Source organism: Streptomyces sp. NPDC002032 (assembly GCF_042890765.1).
Lineage (GTDB): Bacteria > Actinomycetota > Actinomycetes > Streptomycetales > Streptomycetaceae > Streptomyces.
In genome coordinates this window covers 239,195-255,733 of record NZ_JBIASM010000004.1, presented here as the reverse complement: position 1 = coordinate 255,733, position 16,539 = coordinate 239,195, and the positions used below count along the sequence as shown (strand labels likewise).

The following is a 16,539-nucleotide window of genomic DNA, read 5'->3' as shown; positions in this document are numbered from 1 at the left end:
GATGAGTCCCGTTCTCGCTGGTGTGCTCCAGCTCCTCGCACTGATCGCCGCGCTCGCGCTGGCCTACCGCCCCCTGGGCGACTACATGGCCCGCGTCTACTCCTCCGAGAAGCACTACAAGCCGGAGAAGTGGATCTACAAGGCGATCGGCGCCAACCCGTCCGCCGAGATGCGCTGGCCCGCCTACCTGCGCGGCGTCCTCGCCTTCTCCGCGGTGAGCGTCCTGTTCCTCTACGGCCTGCAGCGGGCCCAGGGCGTCCTGCCCGGCTCGCTCGGCTTCTCCGCGATCGACCCCGACCAGGCCTTCAACACCGCCGCCTCCTTCGTGGCCAACACGAACTGGCAGTCGTACGCGGGCGAGCAGGCCATGGGCCACGTCGTACAGACCGGCGGCCTCGCGGTGCAGAACTTCGTCTCCGCCGCGGTCGGCATGGCCGTCGCCGTCGCCCTCGTACGGGGCTTCGCCCGCTCCCGTACCGGCGAGCTGGGCAACTTCTGGGCCGACCTGGTCCGCGGCACCGTCCGGATCCTCCTCCCGATCGCCGTGATCGGCGCGATCGTTCTGGTCGTCTGCGGCGCCATCCAGAACTTCACCGGCATCCACGAGGTCGGCCAGTTCATGGGCGGCACCCAGCAGTGGAACGGCGGAGCGGTCGCCTCGCAGGAGGTCATCAAGGAGCTGGGCACCAACGGCGGCGGCTACTTCAACGCCAACTCCGCCCACCCCTTCGAGAACCCCAACCCGTTCTCCAACCTCTTCGAGATCTTCCTGATCCTGGTCATCCCCTTCGCGCTGACACGCACGTTCGGCCGCATGGTCGGTAGCCTGCGCCAGGGTTACGCGATCCTCGCGACGATGGCCACCATCTGGATCGGCTTCACCGCGCTGATGATGTGGACCGAGTTCGCCCACCACGGCCCGGCCTTCGACGTGACGGGCGGCGCGATGGAGGGCAAGGAGACCCGCTTCGGCATCGCGGGCTCCGCGATCTTCTCGGTCGCCACCACGCTCACCTCCACGGGTGCGGTCAACTCCTTCCACTCCTCCTACACCGGCCTGGGCGGCGGCATCCAGCTGCTGGGCATGCAGCTCGGCGAGATCGCGCCCGGCGGCGTCGGCTCCGGCCTCTACGGCATGCTGGTCATGGCGATCATCGCGGTGTTCATCGCCGGCCTGATGGTCGGCCGTACGCCCGAGTACCTGGGCAAGAAGATCGGCACCCGCGAGATCAAGCTCGCCGCCTGCTACATCCTCATCACCCCCGCCCTGGTGCTGTGCTTCACCGCCGCGGCCATGGCGCTGGCGACCCCGCCCCACTCGATGCTGAACTCGGGCGCGCACGGGTTCTCCGAAATCCTGTACGCCTACACCTCGGGTGCCAACAACAACGGCTCCGCCTTCGCGGGCCTGAACGCCGACACGCAGTGGTTCAACAGCACCATCGGCATCGCGATGCTGCTGGGCCGCTTCCTGCCGATGGTGTTCGTCCTCGCGCTGGCCGGCTCGCTCGCCGAGCAGAAGCCCGTCCCCGAGACGGCGGGCACGCTCCGTACCGACAAGCCGCTCTACACCGGCCTGCTCGTCGGCACGATCCTCATCGTCACCGGACTCACCTACTTCCCCGCCCTCGCGCTGGGACCGCTCGCCGAAGGGCTCGCATCATGAGCACCGCCACACCGACCCGTGCCCCGCACGAGGACGTGCCCACGGGCCACAAGCCGCCTGCCGGCCGTGTCGGCGGGGGCCTGTTCGACCCCAAGCAGCTGCTGAAGTCCTTCCCGGACGCGGTGAGGAAGCTCGACCCGCGCGTCATGATCAAGTCTCCGGTCATGTTCGTGGTCCTCATCGGCTCGGTCGTGACGACCGTGCTGGCCGTCAAGGACCCGACGGACTGGTTCGGCTGGGCGATCACCGCCTGGCTGTGGCTGACCACGATCTTCGCCAACCTCGCCGAGGCCGTCGCCGAGGGCCGCGGCAAGGCCCAGGCGGACACCCTGCGCAAGGCCAAGACCGACTCCGTCGCCCGCCGCCTCACCACGGACGGCCTCGGTGAGGAGCAAGTCCCGGGCACCGATCTGAGGATCGGCGACCTGGTGGTCTGCGAGGCCGGCGACATCATCCCCGGCGACGGCGACGTCGTCGAGGGCGTCGCCTCCGTCGACGAGTCCGCGATCACGGGCGAGTCCGCTCCGGTGATCCGGGAGTCCGGCGGGGACCGCAGCGCGGTGACCGGCGGTACGAAGGTCCTGTCGGACCGGATCGTCGTCAAGATCACGACCAAGCCCGGCGAGACCTTCATCGACCGCATGATCGCCCTGGTCGAGGGCGCGGCCCGGCAGAAGACGCCGAACGAGATCGCGCTGAACATCCTCCTCGCGTCCCTCACCATCGTCTTCCTGCTCGCGGTCGTCACGCTCCAGCCGTTCGCGATCTACGCGGGCGCCGAGCAGTCGATGATCGTGCTCACGGCCCTGCTGGTCTGCCTGATCCCGACCACCATCGGCGCGCTGCTGTCCGCCATCGGCATCGCGGGCATGGACCGCCTGGTCCAGCGCAACGTGCTGGCCATGTCCGGGCGCGCCGTCGAGGCCGCCGGTGACGTGTCGACGCTGCTGCTCGACAAGACCGGCACCATCACCCTGGGTAACCGCCAGGCTTCGGAGTTCGTCCCCGTGAAGGGCACCACCGAGGCCGAGCTGGCCGACGCCGCCCAGCTGTCCTCGCTGGCCGACGAGACCCCCGAGGGCCGTTCCATCATCGTCCTGGCAAAGGAGAAGTACGGGCTCCGTGAGCGCCACCAGGGCGAGCTCTCGCACGCCGAGTGGATCGCCTTCACCGCCCAGACCCGTATGTCGGGTGTGGACGTGGACGGCATGCAGACCCGCAAGGGCGCGGCCGGTTCGGTCATCACCTGGGTCGAGGAGCAGGGTGGCGAGGTCGCCGGCGACGCCGACCTCCTGGCCAACAAGATCTCGGAAGCGGGCGGTACTCCGCTCCTGGTCGCCGTCAAGGATGACAAGGGCGCCCGCGTCCTGGGCGTCATCCACCTCAAGGACGTCGTCAAGGAGGGCATGCGCGAGCGGTTCGACGAGCTGCGCCGCATGGGCATCAAGACGGTCATGATCACGGGCGACAACCCGCTGACCGCGAAGGCCATCGCCGAGGAGGCGGGTGTCGACGACTTCCTCGCCGAGGCCACCCCCGAGGACAAGATGGCCCTCATCAAGCGGGAGCAGGCCGGCGGCAAGCTCGTCGCGATGACCGGTGACGGCACCAACGACGCCCCTGCGCTCGCCCAGGCGGACGTCGGCGTCGCGATGAACACGGGCACCTCGGCCGCCAAGGAGGCCGGGAACATGGTGGACCTGGACTCCAACCCCACCAAGCTCATCGAGATCGTCGAGATCGGCAAACAGCTGCTGATCACGCGTGGCGCCCTGACCACCTTCTCCATCGCCAACGACGTCGCGAAGTACTTCGCGATCATCCCGGCCATGTTCGCCGTGGTCTACCCGGGCCTCGACAAGCTCAACATCATGGGCCTGCACTCCCCCGAGTCGGCGATCCTCTCCGCCGTCATCTTCAACGCGCTGATCATCATCGCCCTCGTCCCGCTCGCCCTCAAGGGCGTGCGGTACAAGCCGACCAGCGCGGACAAGATGCTCCGCCGCAACATCGGGATCTACGGACTCGGCGGCCTGATCGCCCCGTTCATCGGCATCAAGATCATCGACCTGCTCATCACCCTCATCCCCGGAATCGGCTGAGACGACATGAACAACTCTGTAGGCAACACCGCGCGCCTGATCGGAGCCGGCCTGCGCGCCCTGCTCGTCCTGACCGTGATCTGCGGGGTCGTCTACCCGCTCGCCGTCACCGGCATCGCCCAGGCCCTGTTCAACGACAAGGCCAACGGCTCCGAGATCAAGGACGGGAGCGGCAACGTCGTGGGCTCCTCCCTCATCGGACAGAGGTACGACCTGCCCAAGAAGGACCCGAACGACGCCGAGGAGGCGGCGAAGCCGGACCTCAAGTGGTTCCAGCCCCGCCCCTCCAACGGCCTCGGCAGCAACTCGGTCAACACCCAGTACTCGCTGATCCTCTCCGGCGCCACCAACCGCTCCGCGGACAACGGGGCCGTGAACGGCAAGTGCGTCAAGGACGCCGAGGAAGGCACCCTCTGCGCGCAGGTCGTCGCTGCCAAGGAGGCGGTCATCGCGGACAACTCCACCGCCGCCTACAAGGTCAAGCCCGAGGACGTGCCGGCCGACGCCGTCACCTCCTCCGGCTCGGGCCTGGACCCGAACGTCTCTCCCGAGTACGCCAAGCTCCAGGTCCACCGGGTCGCCGAGCAGAACAAGCTCGACGTGAAGCAGGTCGAGAAGCTCGTCGCCGACCACACCACCGGCCGGACCCTCGGCTTCATGGGCGAGCCCCGCGTCAACGTCCTCGAGCTCAACACCGCCCTCAAGGCACTGACCGAGAGCTGATCTTCCCCCTCGCACGGACCGGGAGCCGGCGGGGCGCGGGACTCCCCCAGCCCTCGCCGGGAGGGTGCCCGAGCGCCCCGCCGGCTCCTCACCGTGCCCATGACGAAGGAAAGGCTGCACACCGATGACCCGGGTGCTGGTGGTGGAGGACGATCCCCACCTCGTCCGCGCGCTGAAGATCAACCTTCAAGCGCGCAAGTTCGAGGTCGAGGAGGCCGTCGACGGCGGCTCGGCCCTGCGGCTCGCGGCCGCACGCAAGCCGGACGTCATAGTGCTGGACCTCGGGCTGCCCGACATGGACGGCGTCGACGTGATCAAGAACGTCCGTGGCTGGAGCCGCGTGCCCATCCTGGTCCTCTCCGCCCGGCACACCTCGGAGGAGAAGATCCGGGCCCTGGACGCCGGCGCGGACGACTACGTGACGAAGCCGTTCAGCATGGACGAGCTCCTGGCCCGCCTGCGGGCAGCCGCTCGAAGGCACGAGGGCCCGGCGGCATCCCGGCCCGACGAGGCCGCAGTCGTCACCACCGAGGAGTTCACCGTCGACCTCGTCGCACGGAAGGTACGGCGGGGAGAGCGCACCGTACGCCTGACCCCGACGGAGTGGCACCTGCTGGAAATCCTCATCACCCACCCGGGCCGGCTGATCACACAGGCTCGGCTGCTGCTGGAGGTCTGGGGTCCGACGTACGGGGAGAACACCAACTACCTGCGCGTATACATGGCCCAGCTACGTCGCAAACTGGAAGCGGACCCCTCTCACCCCCGCTACCTGATCACCGAACCGGGCATGGGTTACCGCTTCGAACCCTGATCACCCGCCTGATCGTCGACAGAGAAGAAGAGTCTGAACATGGGACGCGGCAAGCTCCGCATCTACCTCGGCGCGGCACCGGGCGTCGGCAAGACGTACGCGATGCTCTCCGAGGCACACCGTCGGGTCGAGCGGGGCACCGACTGCGTCGTCGGCTTCGTCGAGCACCACAACCGTCCGCGGACCGAGGTGATGCTGCACGGTCTCGAACTCGTCGAGCGGCGTGAGCTGGAGTACCGCGGTTCCACCTTCACCGAGATGGACGTGGACGCGATCCTCGCGCGGCGGCCCGCCGTCGCGCTGGTGGACGAGCTCGCGCACACCAACGTGCCCGGCTCGCGCAACGCCAAGCGCTGGCAGGACGTCGAGGAGCTGCTCCAGGCGGGCATCGATGTCGTCTCGACGGTGAACATCCAGCACCTGGAGTCGCTGGGTGACGTGGTCGAGACGATCACCGGGGTGCGCCAGCGCGAGACCGTTCCCGACGAGATGGCCCGACGGGCGGACCAGATCGAGCTGGTCGACATGTCCCCGCAGGCACTGCGGCGCCGTATGGCCCACGGCAACGTCTACAAGCCCGACAAGGTCGACGCCGCCCTCTCGAACTACTTCCGCCCCGGCAATCTGACCGCCCTGCGCGAGCTGGCGCTGCTGTGGGTGGCCGACCGGGTCGACGAGTACCTCCAGGAGTACCGGGGCGAGCACAACATCCGCTCGACCTGGCAGGCGCGCGAGCGGATCGTCGTGGGCCTGACCGGCGGCCCCGAGGGCCGTACGCTCATCCGCCGTGCCGCGCGCCTCGCCGAGAAGGGCGCCGGCGGCGAGGTCCTCGCCGTCTACGTCGCCGCGAGCGACGGGCTCACCTCCGCCTCGCCCAAGGAACTGGCCGTCCAGCGCACCCTGGTCGAGGATCTCGGCGGCACCTTCCACCACGTCATAGGCGACGACGTCTCCGACGCTCTGCTGGAGTTCGCCCGAGGGGTCAACGCCACGCAGATCGTGCTCGGGGTGAGCCGCCGCCGCTCCTGGCAGTACGTCTTCAGCCCCGGGGTCAGCGCCACCGTCGCCCGCGAATCCGGCCCGGACCTCGACGTCCACATCGTCACCCACGACGAGGCCGCCAAGGGCCGCGGCCTGCCCGTCGCCCGCGGCGCACGCCTCGGCCGCTCCCGCATCATCTGGGGCTGGCTGACCGGCATCGTCGGCCCCGTGCTGCTCACCGTTCTACTGAACCAGCTGGTCCCCGAGCTCGGGCTCGCGAACGACATGCTGCTCTTCCTCACCTTCACGGTGGCGGCGGCCCTGCTCGGCGGCCTGCTCCCCGCGCTCGCCTCGGCGGCGTTCGGGTCCCTGCTCCTGAACTACTACTTCACCCCGCCGCTGCACGAGTTCACGATCTCGGATCCGAAGAACATCGTCGCCATCGCCATCTTCGTCGGCGTGGCGGTGTCCGTGGCCTCCGTGGTGGACCTGGCCGCCCGGCGCACCCACCAGGCCGCCCGCCTGCGCGCCGAATCCGAGATCCTCTCCTTCCTCGCGGGCAGCGTGCTGCGCGGCGAGGACTCCCTCGGCGCCCTCCTCGAACGGCTCCGCGAGACCTTCGCCATGCAGTCGGTCGTCCTCCTGGAACGCACCAGCGAGGTCGACCCCTGGACCACGGCGGCATCCGTCGGCACCAGCCCCGTCAGCCGGCCCGAGGACGCGGACGTCGACCTGCCCATCGGCGACACCATGGCCCTCGCCCTGACCGGCCGGGTCCTGCCCGCCGAGAACCGCCGCGTCCTCGGCGCCTTCGCCGCGCAGGCGGCCGTCGTACTCGACCGCCAGCGCCTCGTCGACGAGGCCGAGAAGTCCCGCGAACTCGCCGAGGCCAACCGCATCCGCACCGCCCTCCTCGCCGCCGTCAGCCACGACCTGCGCACCCCGCTCGCCGGCATCAAGGCCTCCGTCAGCTCCCTGCGCTCCGCCGACGTCGAATGGTCCGAGGAGGACCAGGCCGAACTCCTCGAAGGGATCGAGGACGGCGCCGACCGTCTCGCGGCCCTGATCGGGAACCTCCTCGACATGTCCCGCCTCAACACCGGCACCGTGGTCCCGCTGATCCGCGAGACCGACCTCGACGAGGTCGTCCCCATGGCCCTGGGCGGCGTACCGGAGGACAGCGTCGAGCTCGACATCCCCGAGACCCTGCCGATGGTCGCCGTCGACCGCGGTCTGCTGGAGCGGGCCGTCGCCAACATCGTCGAGAACGCCGTCAAGTACAGCCCCGCCGGCCAGCCCGTCAACGTCTCCGCCAGCGCCCTGGCCAGCCGCGTCGAGGTGCGCGTCGTCGACCGCGGACCGGGAGTCCCCGACGAGGCCAAGGAAAGGATCTTCGAGCCCTTCCAGCGTCACGGGGACGCCCCGCGCGGAGCGGGAGTGGGCCTCGGGCTCGCGGTCGCCCGCGGCTTCACCGAGGCCATCGGCGGCACGCTCGCAGCCGAGGACACGCCCGGCGGCGGCCTCACCATGGTCCTCACCCTCCCCATAGCGGGGGACGGCCCGCCGGTATCGCCGGAGATCCCGACCTCCGCGGTGACCTGACGTCGAGGCGACCGACCGAAACACGCGAGCCGTCCGGCCCCGGTATCCCCACACCGGAGAGCCGGACGGCTCATGTGCTGTGCGACGGGGACCGGCACGCGGTCGCATCGGTCCGTACCCCCACGGTGGGACCCTGCGCCGCGTCGGCCTCGTGGACATCGTCGATGATCACGGCGAGCGGGCAGCGCGCCGCTGCCGAAGCCAGCCATCGGGCGAACGCGGTGTGCAGCCGGAACCGGCCGGCCGTAGCGTCGCCGTGCGGCGGGACCGTGGCGCCCAGAGGGTCGATCAGCCTGGACAACGGCCCCACGTGCTCCGGCGGGAGGAGGCGCGCCAGTTCACCCAGTGCCTCCGTCCAGGCCCACGCCGCCGGGACGCCCGCGTCGTCCGGACACCGGCCCGCCACCACCGTCCAGCCCCGCGCCCGCAGTGAATCGGCGAAACGGGCCAGGAGGGCGGTCTTCCCCGCACCGCCTTCGCCCGCGACCAGCGCGACCGCTCCGCCCCCAAGGCCCGCCCCGGCTGCCTGTTCCAGCACCTCCAGTTCGCGGTGCCGCCCGACGAAGGGCGCGGGCGAAGCGGGCGCCGCTCCGCTGCCGACAGCGGCGGGTACGCCTGGCGCACCGGTCACCCCAACTACGGGCACGGCTGCCGGGGATGGCCGTTCGACCACCGCGATGGACGTGCTCGGGGTGGCCGGGGCCGGAACCGCGGCCGACAGGACATCCAGGTCGCTGCGGAGGATCGCCCTCTCCAACTCGACCAGCCGGGCTCCCAGGTCCAGCCCGAGTTCCTCGGCGCACACGGCGGCCGCGCGCCGCAGCGCCGCGAGCGCGTCGCCCTGACGCCCGGTCGCCCACAGACTCAGAGCCAGCAGCCGCCATCCCTCCTCGCGAAGCGGATGACGGCGTACGTGTGCCTCCGCGGTCGGCACCACCTCGTGCGGGCGACCCACCCCGAGGCTGCTCGCCATCGCCAGCTCATGTGCCATGAGCAGCAGTTCGTCGAGCCTCGCGATCTCCCCGTCCGCCCACGAGCCGGGCCCCCACTCCCCGTAGGCGTCTCCCCGCCACAGACCGAGCGCCTCGTCCAACAACGGACCGGCCTCGGCGCAGGACACCGCCCTGGCGCGGCGCACCGCCGATTCGAAGCGCCACGCGTCCACGGCGTCGTCGTCAAGCCGCAGCGCGTACCCCTCCGGACTGCTGACAAGGATCCGGGACGGGGTACGGGCGGGCCGGTCCGGCTCCAGGATGCCGCGAAGGTTGGAGACGTAGGAGTGCAGAGAGGTGGTGGGCTTGGCAGGCGTCCGCTGCGTCCAGAGCACGTCGACGAGCCGGTCGACCGGGACGTTTCGACCCCGGGCCGAAAGGAGGATACCCAGGACGGTCCGCGCATGTCGGCGCCCGACCGTCACCGGCCGCCCGCCGACCCGGACATCGAGCGGCCCGAGAACTCCCACCTGCATCATGATCGGCCAAATGTACCAACGGCCGCGCCTCGGATCGCGTCTGCACCCAACACGCCGACGTATGCCGGGAAGGGAACAGTCGGACGCAATCAGTGGCAGGACCGTACGGTCCGGGTGGTGGCTCCATGACAGGTCACGAGGGCGGCTGCGGAAGCCGTCGTACGTGCTCGCGAATGAGGACGTGGTGGGAGGCGGGCGGGCTGATGAAGGCTAGGACCCGTCTCGCGCTCGCCCGGCCTTCACCGTCAGCATGTTCCGCTCGACGTCGACGTCGATCGCCTCGGTGCTCACTCCGGGAAGGTCGAAGGCGATCACTGGCGGCCGTCGGCTTCGACCTCTACAACAAGCGCAAGGCCGGAGCCTGACGCTCTGGCAGTGGCGTGCTTCACGGTCCGGGGGTCATGGTGGTCCGTTCGTCGGTGAGGCGGGCCCTCCAGTCACTGACGTATGCATCGGGTATGGAGGCCAGGCGGGCGATCTCCGCGTCCCCGCGTCCGTCGGACCAGGCCAGGATCCGCGTCACGGTGCGGTTACGTGCGGCTCGAAAGTCCTTGAGCATGATTTCGAGGCGTTCGACTTCCTCGCCCTCGTGGACAAGTTGCCGGTCAACGGCGGAGCGTTCCGCGCCGCGCAGCTGCCGGAGATGGACGGTCAAGCCCGTCAGGGCCAGCCCGTGTTCGTGCGCGGCGTTCTGAAACGTCTCGGCCAGGGACACCAGCACGCAGTCGGGGACGTCGGCGAGGGTGGCTCCGAGGGGCTTGGCCGCCTCCCAGGTATCCCGCCCGGCCCCCGTCGTCTCCAGCCAGACGCGGGCGTCTGTCGGAGTACGGTCGCCGCAGGCCCGTGCCCGGTAGGTGTACAGGGCGGCGCGGTGGCCGTAGAAGGTGAAGCCGTCCTCTATCTGCCGGTCGGTGTCGCGGCAGATCCGGCCCGGTACGCCGCCGTAGCCGTTCTGGGGGCTGTAGTCGGCGTAGGTGTCGAGTTCCGCGTCCGTGGCCAGGTCCCAGGAGGGGTCGCACAGGCCGGGGTTGGCGGCCAGGAAGGCGCCGACCTCGACGCGCCAGGCGGGGACCGGTGTGGTACGCGGTCTGGGCCAGTGGAGTTCCCCGGAGGGGTCGAAGGCGGGCGTCGCGGCCTGTTCGATGTCGTCCCATGCGGTGGCCGCCTCGGCCGACCACTCGAGCTCGCCGTCGGGCCCGATCCGGTGGATCGAGTCCACGAGCCGCTGCACGGCGGGCAGGACGCCCACCGCGAGCGCGTGCAGCTCCTCGGCGTCGAAGAAGCGCCATGTACAGCCGCGTTGTTCGTCGTGGCTCAGGTGGCCGAGCAACTGCACCACGATGCCGGGGTCGGGGACGTTCCCGTCGCCGAGTGCCCTGCGGGGGATGCCGGGGAGCCGGCTGCCAGGGGACTCCTGCGGGGCCCGCCAGTCGGTGTCGCCGAACCAGACGGCGCCGTCGCGAGCGTCCACCGCCAGCCACTGTTGGTAGCCGACTCCCGGGCCGTAACGCTGGTCCTGCTGCTCGGCGTTCTCGTCGTGCCATACGTACTCGGCCGGGGGCGGGTCCAGCTCTGCGGCCATGAAGCCGTCCTCGGGGCGGTAGCCGGTGAGGACGTGCGCCGTTCCCGGCACGCTGTCGGCTGCGGTCATGAGGGGTTTCCTCTCGGTGGAACGTCAACCGCGGCAAACGTAGTGCGCCCGTCACACAATAGTTTAACTTTCAGCCACCGTATCCGATAGTCGGACACGGTGGGAAGTACGGCGTGCCGGTGAGGTCTACGCGCGTGCGACGGCCGTCAAGTTGGCCGCTTTTCACGTTCCCCCACGATCCGTTCACCCGCGCGACCCCGGGACGTCGTGCGCCTTACGAGAGAGCGGCCAGCGCTTGGGCGGCGAGCATCTCCTCCAGGTCCAGGACGACGCGCGGGGCGTGCCGGGTGTCGATGCGGACGGCGTAGATGAAGCGCGTCAGCTGCGGCTCGGCCAAGGGGCGTGCCACCACCTGGGTGTGCGTGCGGGGCAGGGCGAGTCGCGGCATGACGGCCACGCACAGGCCCGCGGCCACGAACCCCAGCACGGTGTTGAAGTCGTCCCCCTCGTATTGCAGACGGGCCTGGAAGCCGGGCGTGTTGGCCATCTGCGAGAGCAGTTCCAGGCGCAGTGCGGCCTCCGGAGCGGCGATCCACGTCTCGGAGGCGAGGCTGGCCAGGTCGATGACCTCCCGGTCGGCCAGGCGGTGGCGCGCCGGGACGACGGCCACCACCGGATCCCGTGCGACCAGCGTCCGGCGCAGCATCCGCGGCGGCGGGACGGGGATGAAGTCGTAGTCGTAGCTGAGCGCCAGGTCCATGTCTCCCCGCTTGAGCCGGTTGTAGCCGGCTTCGGGCTCCAGCTGGCTGAGGCTGACCTGCACGTGGGGGTAGGCCGCGTGGAGTCGGGCCAGCGCCTGCGGAACGATGCCGGTGGCGGCCGAGGCGAAGGCGCCGAGCCGGATCCGTCCGGCCGTCCCGGCGCGCATGGCGCCGAGTTCGACCGACGCCGCCGCCAGCGTGCTGCGGACGCCCTGCTCCGCGCCGAGGAGGACTTCGCCGGCCGGTGTGACGCGAACGGGTCGCCGCTCCAGCACCCTGAGGCCGGCGCGGCGTTCGAGTTCGGCGATCTGCTGGGAGACGGCGGGCGCGCTGTAGCCGAGTTCGCGTGCGGCGGCGCTGAAGGAGCCGTGCCGCACGACGGCTTCGAGGGTGGCGAGCAGGCGGGGGTCGAGTCCGTGCACGGAGTTAAGGCTCACTTATCTGTCGCGAAGATGTGTTTTCTTGTGATTGGAGATGAACGCCAGCAGGATTCTTGCTCGCGGCAAGAAAACGCAAGCCTGCGCTCCTGGACCGCGAACACCCCTCCCCGGCCCTCACGGTGGCCTCCGCCGGTACCACCTCGCCACCCGCCGCCGCCTGCCGTGGCGGCTGCGGGCGGTTCGGCCGCGGCTGTCGACGGCCACCCCTCATGCCCCGAAAGGAAGTGGTATGCCCCAGCCACCGCTCATCGGACTCACCACCTACCTCGCCCACGCGCAGTGGGGTGAGTGGGACCTGCCTGCCGCAGTGCTGCCCGCGGCCTACGCGGACTGCGTCCGGGCGGTCGGCGGCCGCGCCGTACTGCTGCCACCGGACGCACCGGAGGCCGCGGCCGACGTGGTCGAGCGTCTGGACGCGATCCTCCTGGCGGGAGGCGAGGATCTGGATCCCGCCCTGTACGGAGCCGTGCCCCATCCGCGTACCGGGCCGCCGGTGCGCGAGCGCGACGCATGGGAGCGGGCCGTGCTGGCCGCCTGCCTCGCCCGCGACATACCCGTGCTCGGGGTGTGCCGGGGGATGCAGCTGATGAACGTACACGAGGGCGGCACCCTGATCCAGCACCTGCCCGACCGGGTGGGCCACGACGGCCACAACCCCTATCGGGGCCACTTCTGCGCCCACGCCGTGACCACGGTGCCCGGGACACGGATCGGCGCCCTGCTGCCGGGGACGCACCAGGTCGCCACGCACCATCATCAGGCGGTGGACCTCCTCGGCGCGGGGTTGATCGTCGCCGCCCGTGCGGCGGACGGCACCGTCGAGGCGATCGAGAGCACCCGGTACCGCTTCGCCGTGGGCGTCCAGTGGCACCCGGAGATGGGTGTCGACGCGCCGGTCGTACGGGCCCTGGTGGCTGCCGCGGGCTCCGCCGGGGGCACCGGTCCCGCCCGGACGGCCGGACGGAACACGCGCACGGTGCGAAACGCGCCGGGCCGGACTTTCCCGGCACAGGTGCCTTGACACCCCGGGGCGGACCCCCCAGGATCACAGCGTGAACCTGTCAGACAGCCAGACAGGTGGCCCCCTTCCGCGGCGCGTCAGTGCCATGGAAGCGGTCTTCGGCCACCTGCGCAGCGCCATCGAGCGCGGTGAGTACGCCGTGGGCGACAAGCTCCCCTCGGAAGCCGAGTTGTGCCGCACCCTGGAGGTCAGCCGACCCGTACTGCGGGAGGCCCTCCGGGCCCTGCAGGCCCTGGGGTTGACCGTGTCCAAGAGCGGCAAGGGCACGTTCGTCCTGGCGAACACGGTCGATGAGCCCACCTTCGGCGACTACGCCGCCAGCGACCTGCTGGAAGTGCGCCGGCACGTCGAGATCCCGGTCGCCGGGTACGCGGCGCTGCGCCGCACCCCCGAGGACCTGGACCACCTGGGCCATCTGCTGGACCGGATGGAGCAGGAGACCGACACCACCGCGTGGGTGGCGATGGACACCGTGTTCCACCTGGCCGTGGCCGAGGCCTCCCGCAACCCCGTCTTCCGCCGCGTCATCGAGGAGATCCGCGACGCACTGGCGCGTCAGTCGACCTTCCTCAACGAACTGGGCGGCCGGCGCGAGCAGTCCAACTGCGAGCACCGGGCCATCGTTGAGGCGCTGGTCGACGGCAGCGAGCACGACGCGGTGGAGGCCATGTCCCACCACCTGCGACGGGTCGAGACGACCCTCACCGACATCGTGCGCTCCCAGCGCACCACCGCCCCTACGGAAGGCAGACCCGAGGCGTGAGCGAGCAGTTCCTCAAAGACGAGAAGCGCCCCACGACCCGTCACGTCGACGCCGGTGACACCGGCTACAGCAAGTCCTTGAAGCCCCGCCACGTCAACATGATCGCCATCGGCGGCGCGATCGGTACCGGGCTCTTCCTCGGCGCGGGCGGACGCCTCGCCGATGCCGGGCCCTCCCTGTTCATCGCCTACGCCGTCTGCGGGATCTTCGCGTTCCTCGTCGTACGCGCGCTCGGCGAGCTGGTCCTGTACCGGCCGTCCTCCGGCGCCTTCGTCTCCTACGCCCGTGAGTTCATGGGGGAGAAGGGCGCGTACACCGCGGGCTGGATGTACTTCCTCAACTGGGCGACCACCGGCATCGCCGACATCACCGCCGTCGCCACGTACACCCACTACTGGCACCTGTTCTCCGACGTCCCCCAGTGGGTGATCGCCCTCATAGCCCTGGCCGTGGTCCTCACCGTGAACCTCATCTCGGTGCGGATCTTCGGCGAACTGGAGTTCTGGTTCGCCATCGTCAAGGTCGGCGCCCTGGTCGTCTTCATGGGGATCGCGATCTTCCTCCTGGCGACCCGGCACCCCGTCGACGGCGCCGTCCCCGGCCCCGCCCTGATCACCGGCAACGGCGGGATCTTCCCCAACGGCCTGCTCCCCATGCTGCTGATCATCCAGGGCGTCGTCTTCGCCTACGCCTCCGTCGAACTGGTCGGCGTCACGGCCGGCGAGACCGAGAAGCCCGAGGAGATCATGCCCAAGGCGATCAACTCGATCATGTGGCGCGTGGGCCTCTTCTACGTCGGCTCGGTCGTCCTGCTGTCGATGCTGATGCCCTGGAGCAGCTACAGCGCGGGCCAGAGCCCGTTCGTGACCGTGCTCTCCCACATCGGCGTCCCGGCGGCCGCCGACGTGATGAACCTGGTCGTGCTCACCGCGGCCATGTCCTCGCTCAACTCCGGCCTCTACTCCACCGGACGCATCCTGCGCTCGATGGCCGTCAACGGCTCCGCCCCGCAGTTCACCGCACGGCTCAGCCGCACCCAGGTCCCCTACGGCGGCATCCTCCTCACCAGCGGCATGTGCGTCCTGGGCGTCGGGCTCAACTTCGTGGTCCCCGCCGACGCGTTCGAGATCGTCCTCAACCTCGCCGCGATCGGCATCCTCGCCACCTGGGGCATGATCATGGTCTGCCACCTCCTCTTCTGGCGGAAGACCCGCGACGGCGAACTCACCCGCCCGTCCTACCGCCTGCCCGGCTCCCCCTGGACCGAAGTCGTGACGCTGGCCTTCCTCGCCTCCGTCCTGGTCCTCATGTACGCCGATGGAGGCGCCGGGCGCACCACCGTGCTGTGCGTACCGCTGATCGCCGCGGCGCTGGTCGCCGGCTGGTACGCGGTCCGCGGCCGCGTGGCGCGCGTCGCCGCCCGGAGCGACGGCTGAGCCGGACGCCCGCCCGTCCGCCTGCGCCCGGGGGTGCCGGTCGCCACCCCCGGTCAGCAGCGACCCACCACAGAACGAGGCAGTGATGCGCAGCAGTTTCCCCGCGGACGCGCCCGCGATCCGCGAGCCCCGGCACGCCCCCGTCGCCCACGTCATGCGGGGCGGCATGATCGAGGGGGTCCACTACGGTTCCGTCGCCGTCCTCGGCGGCGAGGGCGAGGTCCGGACCAGCATCGGAGACATCGAGGCCGCCTGCTATCCGCGCTCGGCACTCAAGCCGGTCCAGGCCGTCGCCATGGTGCGGGCCGGCCTGCCGCTCGACGGAGCCCTGCTCGCCCTCGCGATGGGCAGTCACTCCGGCGAGCAGCACCACCTCTCGGGCGTTCGGCTGGTCCTGGATCTGGCCGGCCTCACCGAGGCCGACCTGCGCAACGTCCCCGACCTGCCCTACGGCCCGGCCGTCCGCGACGCCTGGCTGCGCGAAGGCCGCGGGCCGTCCCGGCTCGCCCAGAACTGTTCCGGCAAGCACGCGGCGATGCTGTACTTGTGCAAGCTGTCCGGGTGGCCCCTGGAGAGCTACCTCGACGCGAACCACCCGCTCCAGAGGGCGATCGCCGAGGTCGTCGAGGAGCTCACCGGCCAGCACATCGCGAACGTCACCGTTGACGGCTGCGGATCCCCGCTGTTCGCGGTGTCCCTGCACGGCCTGGCCCGCGCCGCCGCCCGCATCGCCACCGCCGCCCCGGACACCGCCGAGCACCGCGTGGCCAACGCCCTGCGCCTCCACCCGGGGATGGCCTCCGGTACCGGGCGGGACACCGCCGCGCTGATGCGCGCGGTGCCCGGGCTGCTGGCCAAGGACGGCTTCGAGGGCGTCCAGGTGGCCGCGCTGCCCGACGGCCGGGCCGTCGCCGTGAAGGTCGCCGACGGGGCCGACCGCGCGCGTACGGCAGTGACGGCCGCCGCCCTCGCACGTGCGGGAGTCGAGCCCCGGCTGCTCGCCGGGTTCACGGGCGAGCCCGTCACCGGTGGCGGCCGGACCGTCGGCGGCATCCGGCCGGTAGCGGCCCTGAACCCGCCCGGCGCCCCCGTCACCGCAACCGCCTGACACCCGCCTGCCCCTCTCCCCACCTTTGATCCGCTCACCTCAGGAAGAGGATCCGTACAC

At 70.6% G+C, this 16,539-nt stretch carries 12 protein-coding genes and 1 pseudogene; 9 read left to right on the top strand and 4 right to left on the bottom strand.

The genetic code is table 11. From position 1 onward, the window contains the following. Position 1: 1 nt before the first annotated feature. The 5 genes from kdpA to ACFYYT_RS12765 all read left to right on the top strand — a co-directional run bounded on the left by kdpA (position 2) and on the right by ACFYYT_RS12765 (position 7,888). Positions 2-1,666, top strand: coding sequence for a potassium-transporting ATPase subunit KdpA (gene kdpA, locus ACFYYT_RS12785; RefSeq protein WP_351817558.1), 1,665 nt, complete (start codon positions 2-4; stop codon positions 1,664-1,666). Then, positions 1,663-3,768 carry a potassium-transporting ATPase subunit KdpB gene (gene kdpB, locus ACFYYT_RS12780; RefSeq protein WP_351817555.1) on the top strand — a complete coding sequence of 702 codons (2,106 nt, stop codon included), beginning with the start codon at positions 1,663-1,665 and terminating at the stop codon, positions 3,766-3,768. The genes kdpA and kdpB overlap by 4 nt, the downstream gene beginning before the upstream one ends. A gap of 6 nt (positions 3,769-3,774) precedes the next feature. Continuing rightward, positions 3,775-4,491 carry a potassium-transporting ATPase subunit C gene (locus ACFYYT_RS12775; RefSeq protein WP_351817552.1) on the top strand — a complete coding sequence of 239 codons (717 nt, stop codon included), beginning with the start codon at positions 3,775-3,777 and terminating at the stop codon, positions 4,489-4,491. Positions 4,492-4,615: 124 nt separating this feature from the next. Next, positions 4,616-5,305 carry a response regulator gene (locus tag ACFYYT_RS12770; RefSeq protein WP_351817549.1) on the top strand — a complete coding sequence of 230 codons (690 nt, stop codon included), beginning with the start codon at positions 4,616-4,618 and terminating at the stop codon, positions 5,303-5,305. A 39-nt stretch (positions 5,306-5,344) separates the two neighbouring features. Then, positions 5,345-7,888 carry a sensor histidine kinase KdpD gene (locus ACFYYT_RS12765; protein WP_351817546.1) on the top strand — a complete coding sequence of 848 codons (2,544 nt, stop codon included), beginning with the start codon at positions 5,345-5,347 and terminating at the stop codon, positions 7,886-7,888. 70 nt (positions 7,889-7,958) lie between these two features. Here ACFYYT_RS12765 and ACFYYT_RS12760 read toward each other — a convergent pair whose 3' ends face one another. From ACFYYT_RS12760 to ACFYYT_RS12745, 4 genes and pseudogenes are all read right to left on the bottom strand, one after another. Next, the gene (locus ACFYYT_RS12760) at positions 7,959-9,215 is read right to left on the bottom strand and encodes a BTAD domain-containing putative transcriptional regulator (RefSeq protein WP_388607741.1); all 1,257 of its coding nucleotides are present in this window, start codon (positions 9,213-9,215) and stop codon (positions 7,959-7,961) included. A gap of 372 nt (positions 9,216-9,587) precedes the next feature. Continuing rightward, positions 9,588-9,674: pseudogene (locus ACFYYT_RS12755) on the bottom strand (Hsp20 family protein); the annotation flags it as partial. 70 nt (positions 9,675-9,744) lie between these two features. Continuing rightward, entirely contained in the window at positions 9,745-11,010 is a 1,266-nt protein-coding gene (locus ACFYYT_RS12750) for a hypothetical protein (protein WP_351817543.1), read from the bottom strand. Positions 11,011-11,224: 214 nt separating this feature from the next. Continuing rightward, on the bottom strand, positions 11,225-12,133 hold the full coding sequence (locus tag ACFYYT_RS12745) for a LysR family transcriptional regulator (RefSeq protein WP_351817541.1): 909 nt from the start codon (positions 12,131-12,133) through the stop codon (positions 11,225-11,227). A gap of 247 nt (positions 12,134-12,380) precedes the next feature. Between ACFYYT_RS12745 and ACFYYT_RS12740 the strand changes: the two genes are divergently transcribed. The 4 genes from ACFYYT_RS12740 (at position 12,381) to ACFYYT_RS12725 (ending at position 16,479) form a co-directional block, all read left to right on the top strand. Continuing rightward, the gene (locus ACFYYT_RS12740; protein ID WP_351817539.1) at positions 12,381-13,172 is read left to right on the top strand and encodes a gamma-glutamyl-gamma-aminobutyrate hydrolase family protein; all 792 of its coding nucleotides are present in this window, start codon (positions 12,381-12,383) and stop codon (positions 13,170-13,172) included. Positions 13,173-13,203: 31 nt separating this feature from the next. Next, positions 13,204-13,935 carry a FadR/GntR family transcriptional regulator gene (locus tag ACFYYT_RS12735; protein WP_351817537.1) on the top strand — a complete coding sequence of 244 codons (732 nt, stop codon included), beginning with the start codon at positions 13,204-13,206 and terminating at the stop codon, positions 13,933-13,935. Further along, positions 13,932-15,371, top strand: a complete 1,440-nt coding sequence (locus ACFYYT_RS12730) for an amino acid permease (protein WP_351817534.1) — start codon at positions 13,932-13,934, stop codon at positions 15,369-15,371. The genes ACFYYT_RS12735 and ACFYYT_RS12730 overlap by 4 nt, the downstream gene beginning before the upstream one ends. A gap of 85 nt (positions 15,372-15,456) precedes the next feature. Further along, positions 15,457-16,479 (top strand): asparaginase, encoded by a 1,023-nt coding sequence (locus ACFYYT_RS12725; protein ID WP_351817531.1) that lies wholly within the window; start codon positions 15,457-15,459, stop codon positions 16,477-16,479. Positions 16,480-16,539: the final 60 nt, after the last annotated feature.